The following is a 16,862-nucleotide window of genomic DNA, read 5'->3' on the forward strand; positions in this document are numbered from 1 at the left end:
TCCTCGCCGTCTCCAGGGATGGCGTTGGGCTGGATCTCGATCTCGGCCTGGCCTTCCTCGGCCTTGAGATAGCCGCCTCGGAATCAGCTGTCGCGCTCGACGAAGACCACGCCGAGGAGCGGGGCAAGCAGCCCGGCAAGCTCCTCAGCCGTGTGGTTCTGGGTGCCAAAGGTGTCGTAAATGGTAATCGCGGGGGTCACCCTAGCCCGCGAACTACGCGGGGCGTTCGACGCGGTGACCGCATCGAACGCTGCCGCCGGCCGGCCGAGCGCCGCCATCGGGTGCCGTAAGACCCCGCGGTGAGCACGCCGTCGCGGGCTGCGGAAGGCAGGGCGGAAGGCCGCCACAAATCGATGGCCTGACGGGTTACCAGCCAGCAGAATCTACGCACATGAAACCCGTCTCGCTGACGACCCGGCGCCTGCTGTTGCGCCCCCACGATCCCAGCGATGAGGACGCGGTCTTGGCGGCGTGTCAAGATCCCGATATCCAGTGGTGGACGGACCTCCCCACGCCCTACGAACGCCGACACGCCGCCTTCTACCTGGGCGAGTCGGTACCGCGTGGCTGGCAGGACGACACGATGTATCACTTCGCAGTGGTAGCTCGGGACAGTGCCACCTTGGTGGCGTCCGCCAACATCCATTGCCACGCCGGGACATGGGGCGTCGGGTACTGGACGGTGGCGGAACATCGAGGCCGAGGTTATGCCACCGAGGCAGTACTCGCCCTGGCCAGATGGGCCTTTACCGATCGGGATGTCCAGCGTCTCGAATGGCGGGCGGAGGCTGGGAACTGGGGCTCGTGGGCGGTAGCGAAGAAGGCCGGCTTCACCATGGAGGGCCTGCTGCGCGCAGCGCAGTCCAGCAACGAAAGCCTGAGGGACAGCTGGATCGGCGCCCTGCTGCCTGTGGACCTCGGACTGCCGTTCACCCTCCCTTACCAGCCCGCCCGGGGAGGCCATCCTTCATGACGGGTCCAGATGGCCACCCGCGAACCAAACGAAACGGTTGGTCAGGCATGGGCCATGGCGTGATCCACAGGTTTGGCTTTTGCACGAAGTCGCCAGTGGACAGGCCGAGTAGGCAGATAAGGGCCGTATTTCGCTGTCTTCAGTGAGTTTCGGGCACACGGGAGGTCCTGGTTTCTGCTTCAGCTAAGACGGTGGACCGCCCCTAGGAGTGTGGGTCAGTAACGAGCAACTTCGGGCGATTGGCGGTACGCCGCCGCACAGGTCGGCGACCAGGTCGGCACCTCCTTCGGTCCTGCTCCCGAACCGCTCAGCCGCAACTGGCCACCGGTGGACTCTGCGAGATGAAGGCGGGACTCACACCGACACGGGACCAGGTGCAGCGGTGCGCGGCCCGTCCGCCCTGCTCGGCTGGGGTGTGGCAGGCCACACCCCAGATGGATGGCGTACCTCAGTGACCGGTTGATCGACAGCGCGACATCGTAATCGGCATGACGAGGGGCCCGCCCACCACGTGGTTCGGGCGCTGCCCCATGCCCGATCGAGCCGAAGGACCCTCCATGCGCACTCATAAGGCCCTGTCGCGATCAGCGGAGGTGCCTGGTCGGGCACTGGCTGTGCTCGTCGCCCTCGCCGTGGCACTCGGTGCCGCCTTCGTCCTCGCCCCGAGCAGGCTGGCGGCGATCGGGACGGAGGGCGGCCTCTCCTCGCAGCGGAACCTCGTCGACGCCCTGAGCCCGGCGTTCGTCACATACTGGACGTCCGGGGACCAAGGATTCCCCCCGGACCTGCAGCGGGTTGTCGACTGCTGGTTCCGCTTCCACGTGGTCAAGGGCGTCCTGGCCGCGGCCCTGCTGATCGTGTTCGTCGCCCTCGCCGTCCGGCTCTGGAAGGCGTTCCTGAGGTCCAGCGGTCCTGGAGCCGGAGGTAGGGGCCTCGCCTCGGCTGCCATCCTCGTCAGCGTGCTTGCGCTGGTGTCACTGGCGGCGCTGATGGCGAATGTCCAAGGTGCGATGGCCCCCTTCTCCTCGGCGACCGCGCTGCTCCCGCTCGGCGCACCCAGTGGCCAACTCGCCGGTGCGATCGATCAGATCAAGCAGGGCCTGGCCCACTACCCGAGCCCGAGCGACGAGAACGCGGTCGCCCTCAAGGTGATGGTCGACGACTTCGGCCGGTACCACGCGGTGCTCGCCGCTTTGGCGTCCGTCGTAGCGGTCGCCCTGATCGGCCTGAGCGTGATGGCGTGGCGGAGGTTCGCTGCGGCGGACAGGTCGAACGGGCGGACCCGGCGCACGATGAGGTCGTTCGGCGTCCTCTCGGCCGTGCTCGCGCTGATCGTGATCGTCGTCGCACTGGCCAACACGGACACCGCGGCGGACCCGGCGCCGGCCCTCCTGGGCTTCTACAAGGGCGGCCTGTGACGCCTCGCGGCTGATCGGCGGACGGGCCCGGTCAGGAGCGGAGGTAGGCGAGGACGGCGAGGACTCGGCGGTGCTGGGCGTCGTCGGGCGGCAGGCCGAGTTTGGCGAAGACGTTGCCGATGTGTTTCTCCACCGCGCTGTTGGAGAGCGCCAACTGCCGGGCGATGGCGGTGTTGGAGTGGCCCTCGGCCATCAGCGCCAGGAGCTGCCGTTCACGCGCGGTCAGTGCCTGCAGCGGGTCCTGTCGGCGCTGGCCGGCCAGTAGCTGGGAGACGACCTGGGGGTCGAGCACCGTCGCGCCACCGGCGACCCGGTCTAGGGCGTCCAGGAACTCCTCGACTCTGGCGACCCGGTCCTTGAGCAGGTAGCCGACCGCGCCAGAGCCGTCCGCGAGCAGCTCGGCGGCGTACGACACCTCCACGTACTGGCTGAGTACCAGTACGGGGGTGCCGGGCAGTTGCGCGCGGGCGCTGATCGCTGCACGCAGGCCATCGTCCGTGTGGGTCGGCGGCATCCGTACGTCGACGACCGACGCGTCCGGGCGGTGGGCGAGCACCGCTTCGACCAGGGCGGGGCCGTCACCGACCGCCGCGACCACATGGTGCCCGTCCTCGGTGAGCAGTCGGACCAGGCCTTCACGCAGCAGCACCGCGTCATCGGCCACGACGATCCGCAGCGGACTGCGGGCCGCGCGATCCCGCGGTGCTTCGGCATCTGTTTCGGCCGAGGTCAGTGGCATGGCAGTTCCCCGGTGATCGTGGTCGGGCCGCCGTCGGGGCTGGCGACCCGCAGCTGGCCGCCGACCGCGTGCAGTCTGTCGTCCAGGCCCCGCAGGCCGTATCCCTTGGCCACGGCCGCGCCGCCCACGCCGTCGTCCGTCACCCAGACCCGCAGGATTCCATCGCCGTGGCGCATTCCGATGGCGCACCGGTGGGCGTGGCTGTGTTTGGCCACATTGGTCAGGGCCTCGGCGACCACGAAGTACGCGGCCGTCTCGACTGCGGCGTCCGGCCGACGGTTCAGGGGGCCGAGGTCGAGCTCAGCGGATACGACACAGCGCGCGGCAAGCGCGGCGAGCGCCGCCTGCAGGCCGCGGTCGGCGAGGATCGGCGGGGCGATGCCGCGCGACAGGGCCCGTAGCTCCTCCAGCGTCTCCTGAGTCTGGACGATCGCGTCGGCGAGCGCCTCCCGCACGGCTTCCGGCCTGCTGTCGAAGTGGTGCTCGGCGCGGCCCAGCTCCATCGCCAGGCGGACCAGACGCTGCTGGGGGCCGTCGTGGATATCGCGTTCGAGTCGGCGCAGGGCGGCAGCCTCGGCCGTCACCGCGGCGAGGGTCTGTGCGCGGGCGGTGTCCCGCTCCTGCTCCAGCCCGTTGATCCTGCGGTGCAGTGCCGACAGGTCGGACAATAGTGCCTTCCCCAGCCCGGCCTGAGCGGCGACGCCCACCCGGGTCACCAGCGGCACGGTGGCCAGCACGAGGAGGCCGAGCGTGACCGCGAAGGCGACCCGCTCGTCCGGCGACGTCAGCCCCAGGCTCAACGCGATGTGGGATTGGGGACCGCCCACGTACAGGTTCATCGGCCGCAGCGGCCCGGGCGTCGCATACGGGCTGCGCAGGGGAGACGTGACAGCGGCGACGCCGACGAACCACCACAGCGCCGTTACCGCCGACGTGACCACGACGACGGGGAGTACCAGCACCGTGTGTGCCACGTCGAGCCACAGCCCCGGGTCGGACGCGGCGGCTGTCCCCCTCGGCCTCGGACGCCGACGCGCGCCCCGCGCCCCGTCGGCCTGGGAGCGCACCTTGGCGATCCGCCACCGTTCCACGTCGGCGGACCACCGCGCCAGTTCCGTAGCACTGGTCATGACCGGCGACCCGCTCGGCAACAGCAGACCGACCGTGCCAACGAACAGGCCGCTTAGCACCAGCAGCAGCCCGAACGCGGCACTGACCGGCGCGGTCAGCAGGTACAACGAGTCCAGAAGAGTGCGGCGTCCCAAGCGCACCGCGAACCGGGCCCCCAGCCGCCACCGACCCGCAGCCACGCCCGCGACCACGGAAGACGACGACTCAGCCACGCGCCCAGCATAATCGCGATCGAAGTCGGCGAAGCCTCACCGAGGCGTCCCGGCAACCGACAACCCGCCTGCGTTTCGTCATCATTCATGCTGGATGATGACGGTATGCGTGGTGGGGATGGGCTGTTCGAGGTCGAGCCAGTCGAGAAGAAGCAGCCGCAGGGCCGTGCGGTGGCGGTCGACAAGCAGTTCCGTGCGTTCGACCCGCACCAGGTCCTGCTGCTGCCCCCATCGCTGGACGACTGGCTGCCCGAGGACCACCTGGCCCGCTTCGTCGCTGACCTGGTGGACGAGGTGCTGGACCTGGGGCCGATCCTTGCCGACTACACCGAGAAGCGCGGCTACCCGCCCTACGACCCCAGACTGATGCTGCGGCTCCTGATCTACGGCTACACCACCGGCGTCCGCTCCTCACGCGCCATCGAGCGCAAGTGCGCCGACGACATCGCGTTCCGCTACCTGGCCGCCGGCCAGGCCCCGGACTTCCGCTCGATATCCCGCTTCCGCCGCCGCCACCTGGACGCCCTTGCCGACCTCTTCACCCAGTCCCTGCACCTCGCGACCAAGCTCGGCATGGTCAAGATGGGCCGCGTCGCCCTGGACGGCACGAAACTGCAGGCCAGTGCCTCCAAGCACAAGGCGATGAGCTACGGCCGCCTGGTCGACAAGGAAGAACGCATCGAGGCCGAGATCGCCTGGCTGGAGGCGAAGGCCCAGGGCCTGCTGGCCGACGCGGAGGCCGCCGACAAGGCCGAGGACGAGACCTTCGGCGTGGACGGCAAGGAAGCGGACCTGCCCGCCGAGCTGGACCGACGCGAGAAGCGTCTGGCGAAGCTGCAGGCCGCCCGCGCGCAGATCGAGGCCGAGGCCGCCGAGAAGGCACGCGCTCACGCCGAAGACAAGGAACGCCGCCGCCAGGAGCGTGCCGGCACCGGCGACGAGCGGGCCGTCGCCGACGCCGGCGAGCAGGCAGCAGCCAACGCACGGCCCAAGCCCAAGGCCCAGGCCAACTTCGCTGACCCCGACTCCCGGATCATGAAGAACAGCGACGGCGCCTACATCCAGGCTTACAACGCCCAGGCCGTCGTCGATGAAGAACACCAGGTCATCACCGCCGCGGACGTGACGACCAACCCTTCGGACGCGCTGAACTACACCACGATGCTCGACCAGCCCGCGGCAAACACCAGCGTCCACCCCAAGCAGGCCCTGGTCGACGCCGGCTACTGCTCCGAGACCAACCTTGAGGCCGCCCGGGAGCGCCAACTCGCCTGCGGCACCGACACGTTCATGGCCACCGGCCGACTCGCCCACGACGAGCAGGTCCCGCCCGCACCACGCGGACGCATCCCCAAGAACGCCACCCTCAAGGAACGCATGGCCCGCAAGCTGCGGACCAAGCCCGGCCGGAAGGCATACAGCCGCCGCAAGGCCATCGTCGAACCCGTCTTCGGTCAGATCATGACCTGCCAGAACGGCCGCCAGCTCCTCCTGCGCGGCGAAGCCGGAGCCCGAGGAGAGTGGCGGCTGCTGGCCGCCTGCCACAACTTCCGCAAAGCCTTCCAGCACGCCCAAACCGCAGGACTCGCCGCAGTGATCGCCTGACCGGCGCAGCCACCGGCCCTGTCCGGGCCGATTTCTAGACCGGCAGGACCGGCCACCGATCACCGATCACCGATCACCGATCACCGATCACCGATCACCGCAGGATATGTTGGCGACCGCGAGCGATCCCGCCGATCACGACCACCCGGTCAGTTGCCCGTTACTGAGACACGCTCCTAGCTGCGTCTCCTGCCTTCTCGTAAGCGGCCAGTTCCCCTGCATTGCCGATGAAGGCCGGGCCGCAGCCTGATGGCAGGCGATCGATGACCATCGCCACTGCGGCCTGCGCGCTGTCTGTCTCGGCGATCCGCGGGCTGCTTCGGCTTGGTCCTTCGACGTAGTACCGGCCGTCTCTCAGTGTGCCGATGTACGGGATGTCCCAGGTGTGGTTCATCTCCGTGCACCTGCTGAAGTGCAGCTCCCACATACCGGTCCAGGGGAAGAGCTGACGGAGAACCGGTTCGGCACACGCTACCCGCACCAGCTCGGCGAACGGCTTCAGAAGCGGTGATCCTTCCGGTCGGGAAGGTTCACCATAAGTGGTCAGGACCTTGTACCAGGCTGCGTCGACGATGTTCGTCATACCGCATTGTGCGGGACCCCGCCGCCCTGTCATCAAACAGCCGTCATCGCCCTGCTGAGGCTCGGACCAGAAAGCGCCCACCTGTTGGCCACGGGGATCCATATTCCGCGTGCCCCCTGAGGCCGAACCGGCACGGAGGCGGTCACGCCCCAGGGGGCGGCTCAGGGGCGTTCCAGGGGCATCCCCGATAGGTCGCCACCAGCGCAGAAGCCAGACTGAAAGACATGACGAAGCGCCTTTCCCGAAGCCCCCGTTGGATTGTCCTGACCGCCGCGAGCGCCGCCCTGGTGACGGTCACGGCCGCACTCCCCGCCAGTGCGGCGGCCCGGGAGCGCCCCGCTCCGGCCGCTACCCTCGGCGCCACTCAGCAGATAGACCCGGCCGCGCTCCAGGCCTCGCTCGGCACCCCCGCCGACGGGCTGTTCGCGGGAGCCATGGCCCGCGTCGGCGGGCGCGACGGACGGTGGACGGGAACGATGGGCGCGGTCTCCACGGACCCGGCCGCCTCCTTCCGCATCGGCAGCATCACCAAGCTGTTCACCTCCACCGTCGTGCTCCAGCTCGTAGCCGAGGGCAGGCTCTCCCTCGACACCCCCGTGCAGGAGCTCCTGCCCGGCACGTTTCCGGCTCACTGGCAGCCCATCACCGTGGCACAGCTGATCAGCCACACCAGCGGCCTGCCGCGTGCCGTCTGCTGGGACCCGAACGCCGTGTACACCCCGGCCGACCTGGTGAAGACGGTCACCGAATGCCCCCAGGCCGGTGAACCCGTCACCGGACCCGACATCCCGCAGGTCTACAACGGAGTGAACTACTTCGTCCTCGGCATGGTGATCGAGAAGGTCACCCATCACTCCTACGCGCACGAGGTGAGCCGCCGCATCGTCCGCCCGCTGGGCCTGGGCCACACCTACGTCCCCGGGTGGGGGGAGACGGAACTTCGCGCGCCGGCCCTGGCACCGCAGCTTCCGCCCACCGACCCGTGGCCCTGGGCCGAGGGCGGAATGGTCTCCGACGCGCCCGACCTGGAACGGTTCCTGAGCGAGCTGCTGCGTGGCCGACTCCTGCCGCCGGCCCAGCAGAAGCTGCTCTTCGAGCTCCCCCGGCATGCCGAGCGCGGATTCACCCGTGGCGGGGTGCAGTACGCGAAGCTCCCGGACGGCACCGAGGTGTACGGCAAGAGCGGAAGCTACGGCGGCTCCACCAACGGCGTCTTCGCCACCCGCGACCTCCGCCGGAGCGTCGTGTACTCACTGGTGCCGCTCACCACCGACGAAAGGGAGATCACGAGGCGCTACCTGGGCATAGCGGCCGCCGCCTTCTGAGGCACCGCCGCCCTGCCTCTGCCAGTCCTCCCGACGGACGGGGGTCGCGCTCACGCGAACCACCACGGGCCGAGACCTCCTAGGGACGCTCTCGTCGTCATCGGCTGCTCCGGCTCAATGGCGGATGCATCGACGGGCGCGTCGGCGATCGGCTGCGGATCGGGGCCTCCGACGGTGCCTGGAAACCGCGTTCACCACCCTGCTTGCTGAGGTTGGTGCCGTGGGTGACCTCGACTCGCAGGCCAGATGCTGCGTGATGCGCGTTGGTCGGGACCCGGCGTTCGGCGGCGAGTTCTGGAAGTCGCCTGTGATGTGGGTGTGTGCATTTCGGTCAGAATCACACAAGCGCCGGGTATCCCACCCAAGGCGGCGAGACCCTGCGTAGGGGATGCCTCGCTCCCCTGAGGAACAAGGCAACGGCCGGACTTCCCGGCCTTGTATCGATCGAATCGAAAGAGGGGACCACACCCCATGCAACGATTCACAAGGCTCTGTGCCGCGTTAGGACTTGCGGCGGCCGGAATGGTGGCATCTGTGCCCACCGCCCAGGCATCTACGGCGACTGTCGAACGAGACGTGTCGATCACCGCATACCAGGACTGCCCGGTCGGCTGGTTCTGCGCCTGGGAGGATGCCGGCGGCCTCGGCAGGATGGCCCGGTTCCAGACGGGCTCCGACGACCTCCGCGACTTCAACCTGAACGACCAGATCTCCTCGGTGTGGAACAGGACGGGCAGAACGTTCTGCACGTGGCTGAACATCAACCGCGACGGCGCCACCTGGGCCGTGGGGAACTGGCAGGGCAACACCTCTCAGTACAACCGGAACGACAACATCAGCTCCCTGCATGTAGGGGCATGCTGACCTTCCTGCCCCGAAGCAGCCCTGGTCAGAGACCTGCACGCTCCTCTCTGACAGGCCGGTCAGCCGATCGGGCAGGCTTTCCGGTCAACGATCACTGACGCCGCGCGGGTCGGATCGAACTGCTGATGCCGACCGATCCGGCCCATGGGCGGCGTTGGTCGACTCAACCGGCCCCGGCCATCTCGCCCTCCGCAGGCCAGGGACTTCGCCCATGTCCGCCTACGGACACGCCCCGGCCAGCGACCTACCCCGTCCGACGCGCGTCAGGGAACAGATCGGCTGCCTCCTCGCTTTCCGCGCCCGCCTTGCACACCCACGCCGTTCGCGCAGCAGGCCGACACCTTTCCGGCACCTCTTCGGCGATCGCATCGCCCTGAACGTGGTCGCCCGCGACACCTCGGCCGAGGTCACGACGGGAGGCCGACCGCATCCCCGTCGCTTCGCCCCCGTGGCGGTCCTCGCCTCGCAGGAATGGTTCGCCTCGTGGTCATGGCGGCCGGGCCTGGCCGTCGGGTCGCCCAGGTGCCCGTGCCGGTCCCCCGCGATCCCGCGATCCCGTAATCCGGCGATCCCGTAATCCGGCGATCCCGCGATCCCGCGATCCCGCGAACCGGCGATCCCGCGAACCGGCGATCCGGCGATCCGGCGATCCGGCGACCGACGTGGCCTCCCTGCGCGGCGTCCCCGTCTTCGCGCGCTGCGGGCGGGGCCGACCTCGGCGGCTCGGAGATCGGGCGCGGACTGACGGCTCACGGACCGGTGCCCGGTGGGGATCGTGGTGCGTGGGGCTGCGGTTACCCTTGCGCCGGACGCGAGGAGGAACCATGGCGCGGATGCCGTCGGCCGAACGACGCAGACAGCTGGTCGAGGCCGCGATCAGGGCGATGACCAGGGACGGCGTCGCCAGGACCACCACCCGGTCGATCTGCGCCGAGGCGGGAGTCTCGCTCAGCGTCTTCCACTACTGCTTCGACTCCAAGCAGGCGCTGCTCGAAGCCGCGATCGAAACGATCACCGGCAACTACGTGGTGCGCGTGATGTCGGCGGTCGAGCCGGGTGCGACGCTGCGCGAGACCGTACGGGGTGGTCTGCAGACGTACTGGGACCATGTCACGGCCCACCCGGGCGAGCACATGCTGACGTACGACCTCACCCAGTACGCCCTGCGGGAGCCCGGGTTCGAGCATCTGGCGCGCGCCCAGTACGAGCAGTACGTGGTGTCGGCGGCGGCGCTGATCGAGCAGGTCCGCGGGGTGCGGGGGCTGGAGCCGCGGGTGCCGGTGGAGGTGCTCGCGCGGTATCTGGCGGCGGCGATCGACGGGCTCACCCTGCAGTTCCTCGTCCTCGGCGACAAGCGCGCGGCAGCCGACCATCTCGACCTGACGGCAGATCAACTCGTTTCCCTGTTCGAGGGGTGAGGTCCGCGCGGGGGTCCGTTGATTTTCATCAGGTCATTTGACCCGGACTCTTGACTCGTACCTCCGGTAACGCGATCCTCGGGGCGCCCGGTACACCCCCACCGTCCGGAGGCATCGCAGCTCATGACTCGACCCTTTTCGCGCAGGACCGGCGGCAGATCCGCCCTCCTGGCGCTGTTCCTGGCCCTGGCGGCGGTGCTGTTCGGCTCCGCCCCGGTCCCCGCCGCCGCCGGCGGGGCGTGGTGGGAAGCCACGTCCCGGCCGGCGCCCGATTCGCAGATCAACGTCACGGGTGCGCCGTTCACGGGAACGGACGCGCAGGGGAAGGTGCGCGGGTTCATCGACGCGCACAACCACCTGATGTCCAACGAGGGCTTCGGCGGCCGGATGATCTGCGGCCAGACGTTCTCGACGGCGGGCGTCGCCGACGCCCTCAAGGACTGTCCCGAGCACTACCCGGACGGCTCGGGGGCTCTCTTCGAGCACCTCACGGGCGGTGACAACGGGAAGCACGACCCGGTCGGCTGGCCGACGTTCAAGGACTGGCCCGCCAACAACTCGCTCAGCCACCAGCAGAACTACTACGCCTGGGTCGAGCGCGCCTGGCGCGGCGGTCAGCGGGTGCTCGTCAACGACCTGGTGACCAACGGGCTGATCTGCTCGCTCCTGCCCCGGGACCGCAGCTGCGACGAGATGACCGCGATCCGTCTCGAAGCCCGGAAGACGTACGAGCTGCAGGACTACATCGACGGGATGTACGGCGGCCCCGGCAAGGGCTGGTTCCGGATCGTCACCAGCGCCGACCAGGCCCGCTCGGTGATCCAGCAGGGCAAGCTCGCCGTCGTCCTCGGCGTCGAGACCTCGGAGCCCTTCGGCTGCAAGCAGATCCTCGACATCGCCCAGTGCAGCCAGGCAGACATCGACAAGGGCCTCGACGAGCTGTACGCGCTCGGCGTGCGCAGCATGTTCCTCTGCCACAAGTTCGACAACGCGCTGTGCGGCGTCCGCTTCGACAGCGGGACGACGGGCGTGGCGGTCAACATCGGCCAGTTCCTCTCCACGGGCACCTTCTGGGCCACCGAGAAGTGCGCGGGCCCGCAGCACGACAACCCGATCGGTCTCGCCGCCGCACCGGCCGCGATGGCCGAGAAGCTGCCGGCCGGGGTGAGCGTCCCCTCGTACGCCTCCGACGCCAAGTGCAACACCCGCGGTCTGACGCGGCTCGGGGAGTACGCCCTGAAGGGCATGATCCAGCGCGGCATGATGCTGGAGCTCGACCACATGAGCGTCAAGGCCGCCGGGCGGGCGCTCGACATGCTGGAGGCCGAGGAGTACCCGGGCGTCCTGTCCAGCCACAGCTGGATGGACCTGGACTGGACCGAGCGGCTCTACCGCCTCGGCGGTTTCGCCGCCTCGTACATGCACAGCGCCGAGGGCTTCGTCGGTGAGGCGGCGCAGAAGGCGGAGCTTCGGAAGAAGTACGGAGTCGGGTTCGGCTACGGCACGGACATGAACGGGGTCGGCGGCTGGCCGGGCCCGGTCGGAGCCGACGCGCCGAACGCGGTGAAGTACCCCTTCCGCAGCTTCGACGGAGGCTCGGTCCTCGACCGTCAGGTCACCGGTGAGCGCACCTGGGACCTCAACACCGACGGTGCCGCGCACAACGGTCTCGTGCCGGACTGGATCGAGCAGATCCGGCTCACCCCCGGCGGCCAGGGCGTCGTGGACGAGCTGTCGCGGGGAGCGGAGTCGTACCTGACCACCTGGAAGCGGACCGAGGTCCACGAGCCGGGCGTGAACCTCGCGGCCGGGCAGCCGGTGTCGGCCAGCACGACCCAGTGGTGGAACCCCTTCGTGAACTTCTCGCCGGGTCTCACGGTCGACGGCGACACGGGGACGCGCTGGGCCAGCGAGTGGTCGGACGACCAGTGGCTCCAGGTGGACCTGGGCTCGGTGCGCCGGGTCGGGCGGGTCACGCTCGACTGGGAGCGGGCCTATGCCCGGGAGTACCGGATCGAGCTGTCGGACGACGGCACTACCTGGCGGAACGTGTGGTCCACGGACGCCGGTGACGGTGGCTACGACACGGCGGAGTTCGCCTCGCAGCCGGCCCGCTACGTGCGTGTCCACGGGCTGAGGCGGGCCACGGACTGGGGCTACTCGCTCTACGAGGTGGCGGTCAACCGGTCCTGAGCACAGAGGGAAGGGGCCTGCCGGACGGCGTCCGGCAGGCCCCTTCTTCCTGCTCCGAGGGTGGGTCAGCCGGCCGTGGGACCGGTCCAGTCGGCGGGGACGCGGGCGAGTCGTACGCGCTGGGGGTGGTCGCCGACGTCCACGCTCGTCACCCGCTGCCCGGTTCCGAAGTCGATCGCGGTGACCCGGTCGGCGCCGCTCTCGGAGATGACGCAGGACTTCCCGTCACCGCTCACGGTCGCCCAGTAGGGCTTGGAGGCCTCGACGAGAGGGCCCCCCCTGAGGGTCTCCCGGTCGACCACGGTGGCGTAGTCGTCCATCGTCCCGGCGACGCAGAGCTTGTCGCCGGCCGGGCTCATCGAAAGGCCGTGGTGGCGCGAGTCGTTGACCCAGGTGGTGCGGTCGGGGTCGGTCGCCGGGCTGCCGGGGAGGGTCTTGAGCCGGGTGATCCGGTCCGTGGCGATGTCGTACTCCAGGAAGCCGTTGAAGAAGGAGACCTGGAAGTAGATCTTCTTCTCGTCCGGCGTGAAGACGAGCGGGCGCACGGCGTCGGAGAGGTCGCCGCGCCCGAAGGCGTCGAGGCGGGCGCGCATGTCGATGACGCGGACGGTCTCGAAGGTGCGGGCGTCGACGACGGTGATCTTCCGGTCGCCCTTCGTCCAGTCGAGCCACGGGGCGTCGAGTGCGGTGGTGACCTCGCCGATGGACATGTTCCAGAGCAGGCCGTCGGAGGTGAAGATGTTCTCGTGGGGCTTGTCGCCGGTCGTGAAGGAGCCGACCTGGCGTCCGGTGGCGATGTCCAGGACGTGCACGGTGTTCGCGGTGGAGGCGGAGACCGCGACGCGGGTGCCGTCGGGCGAGACGGCCATGTGGTCGGCGCGGTAACCGGCCACGGGGAAACGCCAGTTGATCCGTCCGGTGCGGAGGTCGAGGGAGACGACGTCGGCGAAGCTGGGGCGGGAGACGACCATGGCGGAGCCGTCGGGAGTGGCGTACATGTCGTCGACGAACTGGTCGTGACCCTCGCCCGGTCCGCTGCGGACGCCGAGGAAGAAGGCGAGCTTGACGGGGTTCAGATAGATCTCGCGGAGGCGCTCCTCCTTGTCGGGGATCACGTTCACGCGGCCGATGCGGTGGAAGTCGCCGCGTGAGGCGATGACGTCGGCAGTGCCGTCCCAGTTGTTGCCGACGAACATCACCTCACGGAGCCCGGCGGACGCGGCCGGTCCCGGGACTGTTGCCGAACCGGCGCCCGCGGACGCGGCGACGAGGGTGAGGGAGGCCGCGAGAGCTCCCAGAAAGCGGCGGGTCCCGGTGGGGCGGGGAGAGGGCATGGGGGTCCTTCTTCCGTGGCGCGACGACGACTTACCGGAGGTAACCACGGCCGCGTCACGCCCACAAGCCCCTGTCGCACCCCGGTTCCCACCAGCCTTCCGGCCCGTCCCGCCCACCCCCTCGCGCCCCCACGACCCGCGGTGCGCGACCATGGAACCTGGAACGCAGAAGGGACGGAACGGACAATGAGGCACCGCAGCGTCGCGGACCTGATGACGCCCACCGCGGTCGCGGTGCAGCGCGGGACGTCGTTCAAGGAGATCGCACGGCTCCTCGACGAGTACGGCATCACCGCGGTCCCGGTGGTCGACGAGGAGAACCGGCCGGTGGGTGTCGTCTCCGAGGCGGACCTGCTGCGGCGCCACACGGCGAAGGACGGACCGAGCACGGCGGAAGCCATGATGTCGACCCCGGCCGTGACGGCCCGGCCCTCCTGGACGGCGACCGAGGCCGCCCGCCTGATGGAGCGGCACCGGGTGAAGCGGCTCCCGGTCGTGGACGCGGACGGCCGGCTGATCGGGGTGCTCAGCCGCAGCGATCTGCTCCAGCTGTTCCTGCGGAGGGACCGCTCGATCCAGGAGGAGATCCGCGAGGACGTGATCGTCCGCATCCTGCGCCTCTCCCCCTCGGCCGTGCACATCGACGTCGACGAGGGCCGGGTGACGCTGAGCGGCACCCTGGAACGCCAGGGCCTCGGCCCGATCCTGGTCCGCCTGTGCGAGACGGTGGACGGGGTGGTGGAGGTCGTGGACCGGATGACGTACGAGGAGGGCGCGGGCACGTCCTAGGAGGGGGCCCCGGCGCGTCCCAGGAGGAGGCCGGGCGCGTCCCAGGGAGGGGGCCGGGCGCGTCCCAGGAGGGGCCGCGGGGGGGCTTTCCGGCGCGGCGCGGGAGCCCGAGCGGGGGCTTCCCGGCGCGACGCGGGAGCCCGGGCGGAGCCTTGCGGCCGCTGGTCAGGTCCTCGGGCAGGGCCCTCCGGACAGCGGGTCAGGGTCCCAGGCCGGAAGTCCGCCGGCCCCGGGTCAGGGCCCCCGTCGGTGTCCTCCGGCCGCGGCTCGGGAGCCCGGCGGGGCGTCAACGGCCCGGCGGGCTCCCGGCGTGGGAGACGGTTCCGTCAGGAGACCGCCTCCGGCCAGCCGTACCCGGGGCCGGTGTGCTGGGGTACGGTCCCGGCGCCCACCGCCTCCATCTCCCGGTTGGCCTCCCGCATGAGCTTGCCCGCCAGGTCCTTCATCGCCCGGCTCGCGGCGAGTTCGTCGCCGATCGCCGGCACGTCCACGTCCGCCGGGTTGCACCGCGCGGAGCCGTGCCCCGTGAGGGTCGAGCTGCCGGTGCTCAGCCTTGCCTCGGCCTTCGTCCTGCCGCTCTCCTCGGTCAGTTCCAGGCCGACCGTCCACTCCAGCGTGCGGGTCATGGTCCGCCTCCTCACATCGCAGGGCCGCGCGGAACCGAGGCACGGCCCCTTCCGATACCTCCAGGATCCATCGGCGGAGGCGGGACCGCGCGGGGACGGGGGTCAGGGCGCGCGGAAGAGGCGGGGGAAGCGGGGAGCGAGCCAGGGCTTGCGGCCCCAGCCGAGCGCCTTGCCCCGGGCGATCACGGGCCAGGGGTCGATCCGCCCGAGGCCGAGGAGGAGGAAGGCGACCGGCTCCGTGGAGATGGTGCAGTCGGGCCGCGCGGGCGGTTCGTGGGCGACCTGGACCGCGCCGTCCGTGACGGTGACGCCGAAGGCCGGGCCGTTCCGGAGCCGTACGGCGAAGCGGGCGGTCAGACCGGCGACGGCGGCCGGGTCCGCGACCCGGGGCATCGCCTCGATCATGAACGGCAGGGTGAGCTCGACCCGGCGCGCGTCGAGCATGTGGGGGCGGTTCAGGGCGAGCGCGAGGTCGTAGCCGTGGCCGAGCATGTGGGTCAGCAGGTACGAGCCGAGGACGGCCGGGCTCATGCGGCCGAGCGGCGTGGAGAGGCGTTCGTCCGGGTCGCGCTCCTCGATCCGGTCGAGGAACGCGGCGGCCTGAGCCGTGATCATCTCGGCGAGCGGACCGGGTGCGCGCTCACCGAAGCCGGCGAGGGCGCGTTCGTTGGCCTCGGCCAGGCTGCCGGGGGTGCCGTCGCCGTAGGGGCGGTCGTGGCCGGCGGCCAGGTCGGCCATGAGGGCGTTCGCCTGGGCCAGGTGGGCGGCGGCCTCCCCGACGGTCCAGGTGGACCGGGGCACGGGAAGCGGCCCGACGTCCCCGGCGCCGGTCGGCGGCGCCGTGCGCAGGACCGCCGCGATGTCGTCCGCGGCCCCGCGTATCGCCTCGGCGAGCCCTGCGGGAAGCACCCGGCCCTCGGCAAGCGCTTCGGTGGGCACCCCGCCCTCGGTGAGCACGGCGGGAAGCACCCCGCCCCCGGCGGCTCCTGCGGGAAGCACCCCGCCTTCGGCAAGCGCTTCGGTCGGCACCCCGCCCCCGGCAAGCGCTGTGGGAACCGCCCCGCCCTCGGCAGATCCTGCGGGAACCACCCCGCCCTCGGCACCTCCTTCGGGAAGCACCTCGTCCGTTCGCCGCGTCATGGATCCGCCCCTCCCTGGCTCCGGTCGCTCCCGCGTGGAGCACCGGTAGGTCAGGGACCGTACCAGCGAGTAGGGCCGTCGGCACCGGTCGCGGCGGGAAGGTGTCCGCCCTCGGCCGTGGCGGCGACGACGTCCCGGAAGCGGGGGCAGTCGGCGAGGTCGTCGTGGGCGCAGCCCAGCGCGCATTCGACCAGGTCGAGACAGGCCTGGGCTGCCGCCAGCCGGCGCCGGAGCTCCTCGCGATGCGCTTCGAGGCGCTGCCGGCGGGCCCCCGGGTCGCCGGCCCGCAGCAGTTCGCGGATGTCGTCGAGCGCGAGACCCGCTCCCTTGGCCCGGAGGACGACGGCGACGCGGGTGACGTGGGTGGCGTCGTAGCGGCGGCGGCCGTGGGGATCGCGGGCGGGCTCGATGAGTCCGGCGGATTCCCAGTGCCGCAGCACGTGGGTGGCCAGACCGAACCGGCCCGCGAGTTCGCCGATGCTCATCGTCGGGGGCGTACCGCTTGACTTCAT

Annotated in this window: 16 protein-coding genes; 8 read left to right on the top strand and 8 right to left on the bottom strand. The window is 70.5% G+C overall.

Features of this window, described 5'->3' with window-relative positions; genetic code table 11:
• Nucleotides 1–83: 83 nt before the first annotated feature.
• Nucleotides 84–278 (bottom strand): hypothetical protein, encoded by a 195-nt coding sequence (locus ACN9M0_RS02545; RefSeq protein WP_426403023.1) that lies wholly within the window; start codon nucleotides 276–278, stop codon nucleotides 84–86.
• Between the two features lie 113 nt (nucleotides 279–391).
• On the opposite strand from ACN9M0_RS02545, the gene ACN9M0_RS02550 reads away from it, so the two are divergent.
• Complete coding sequence (locus ACN9M0_RS02550) at nucleotides 392–973, top strand: GNAT family N-acetyltransferase (RefSeq protein WP_426403024.1); 582 nt, start codon at nucleotides 392–394, stop codon at nucleotides 971–973.
• Between the two features lie 557 nt (nucleotides 974–1,530).
• A complete protein-coding gene (locus ACN9M0_RS02555; RefSeq protein ID WP_426403025.1) occupies nucleotides 1,531–2,391 on the top strand; it encodes a hypothetical protein in 861 nt (286 codons plus the stop codon).
• A 31-nt stretch (nucleotides 2,392–2,422) separates the two neighbouring features.
• On the opposite strand, the gene ACN9M0_RS02560 is transcribed toward ACN9M0_RS02555, so the two are convergent.
• Nucleotides 2,423–3,067, bottom strand: a complete 645-nt coding sequence (locus tag ACN9M0_RS02560; protein WP_366038331.1) for a response regulator transcription factor — start codon at nucleotides 3,065–3,067, stop codon at nucleotides 2,423–2,425.
• 53 nt (nucleotides 3,068–3,120) lie between these two features.
• Nucleotides 3,121–4,473, bottom strand: coding sequence for a sensor histidine kinase (locus tag ACN9M0_RS02565; RefSeq protein WP_399695402.1), 1,353 nt, complete (start codon nucleotides 4,471–4,473; stop codon nucleotides 3,121–3,123).
• 105 nt (nucleotides 4,474–4,578) lie between these two features.
• Here ACN9M0_RS02565 and ACN9M0_RS02570 point away from each other — a divergent pair, with 105 nt between their 5' ends.
• The gene (locus ACN9M0_RS02570) at nucleotides 4,579–6,078 is read left to right on the top strand and encodes an IS1182 family transposase (RefSeq protein ID WP_426403026.1); all 1,500 of its coding nucleotides are present in this window, start codon (nucleotides 4,579–4,581) and stop codon (nucleotides 6,076–6,078) included.
• A gap of 160 nt (nucleotides 6,079–6,238) precedes the next feature.
• On the opposite strand, the gene ACN9M0_RS02575 is transcribed toward ACN9M0_RS02570, so the two are convergent.
• On the bottom strand, nucleotides 6,239–6,661 hold the full coding sequence (locus tag ACN9M0_RS02575; protein WP_399695403.1) for a DUF6193 family natural product biosynthesis protein: 423 nt from the start codon (nucleotides 6,659–6,661) through the stop codon (nucleotides 6,239–6,241).
• A 224-nt stretch (nucleotides 6,662–6,885) separates the two neighbouring features.
• Here ACN9M0_RS02575 and ACN9M0_RS02580 point away from each other — a divergent pair, with 224 nt between their 5' ends.
• The 4 genes from ACN9M0_RS02580 (at nucleotide 6,886) to ACN9M0_RS02595 (ending at nucleotide 12,461) form a co-directional block, all read left to right on the top strand.
• Entirely contained in the window at nucleotides 6,886–7,986 is a 1,101-nt protein-coding gene (locus ACN9M0_RS02580) for a serine hydrolase domain-containing protein (protein ID WP_426403027.1), read from the top strand.
• Between the two features lie 576 nt (nucleotides 7,987–8,562).
• Nucleotides 8,563–8,850 (top strand): peptidase inhibitor family I36 protein, encoded by a 288-nt coding sequence (locus ACN9M0_RS02585; RefSeq protein WP_366038230.1) that lies wholly within the window; start codon nucleotides 8,563–8,565, stop codon nucleotides 8,848–8,850.
• Between the two features lie 824 nt (nucleotides 8,851–9,674).
• The gene (locus tag ACN9M0_RS02590; RefSeq protein WP_366038229.1) at nucleotides 9,675–10,268 is read left to right on the top strand and encodes a TetR/AcrR family transcriptional regulator; all 594 of its coding nucleotides are present in this window, start codon (nucleotides 9,675–9,677) and stop codon (nucleotides 10,266–10,268) included.
• 123 nt (nucleotides 10,269–10,391) lie between these two features.
• Complete coding sequence (locus tag ACN9M0_RS02595; protein WP_426403028.1) at nucleotides 10,392–12,461, top strand: discoidin domain-containing protein; 2,070 nt, start codon at nucleotides 10,392–10,394, stop codon at nucleotides 12,459–12,461.
• 65 nt (nucleotides 12,462–12,526) lie between these two features.
• Here ACN9M0_RS02595 and ACN9M0_RS02600 read toward each other — a convergent pair whose 3' ends face one another.
• A complete protein-coding gene (locus tag ACN9M0_RS02600; RefSeq protein ID WP_426403029.1) occupies nucleotides 12,527–13,795 on the bottom strand; it encodes a YncE family protein in 1,269 nt (422 codons plus the stop codon).
• A gap of 186 nt (nucleotides 13,796–13,981) precedes the next feature.
• On the opposite strand from ACN9M0_RS02600, the gene ACN9M0_RS02605 reads away from it, so the two are divergent.
• Complete coding sequence (locus ACN9M0_RS02605; protein ID WP_426403030.1) at nucleotides 13,982–14,584, top strand: CBS domain-containing protein; 603 nt, start codon at nucleotides 13,982–13,984, stop codon at nucleotides 14,582–14,584.
• 326 nt (nucleotides 14,585–14,910) lie between these two features.
• Here ACN9M0_RS02605 and ACN9M0_RS02610 read toward each other — a convergent pair whose 3' ends face one another.
• From ACN9M0_RS02610 to ACN9M0_RS02620, 3 genes are all read right to left on the bottom strand, one after another.
• A complete protein-coding gene (locus ACN9M0_RS02610) occupies nucleotides 14,911–15,210 on the bottom strand; it encodes a DUF1876 domain-containing protein (protein WP_366041904.1) in 300 nt (99 codons plus the stop codon).
• 102 nt (nucleotides 15,211–15,312) lie between these two features.
• Complete coding sequence (locus tag ACN9M0_RS02615; protein WP_426403031.1) at nucleotides 15,313–16,209, bottom strand: maleylpyruvate isomerase family mycothiol-dependent enzyme; 897 nt, start codon at nucleotides 16,207–16,209, stop codon at nucleotides 15,313–15,315.
• A gap of 191 nt (nucleotides 16,210–16,400) precedes the next feature.
• The gene (locus ACN9M0_RS02620) at nucleotides 16,401–16,835 is read right to left on the bottom strand and encodes a MerR family transcriptional regulator (protein WP_399695414.1); all 435 of its coding nucleotides are present in this window, start codon (nucleotides 16,833–16,835) and stop codon (nucleotides 16,401–16,403) included.
• Nucleotides 16,836–16,862: the final 27 nt, after the last annotated feature.

It is taken from the genome of Streptomyces sp. R-07 (genome assembly GCF_049913175.1).
Taxonomy (GTDB): domain Bacteria; phylum Actinomycetota; class Actinomycetes; order Streptomycetales; family Streptomycetaceae; genus Streptomyces.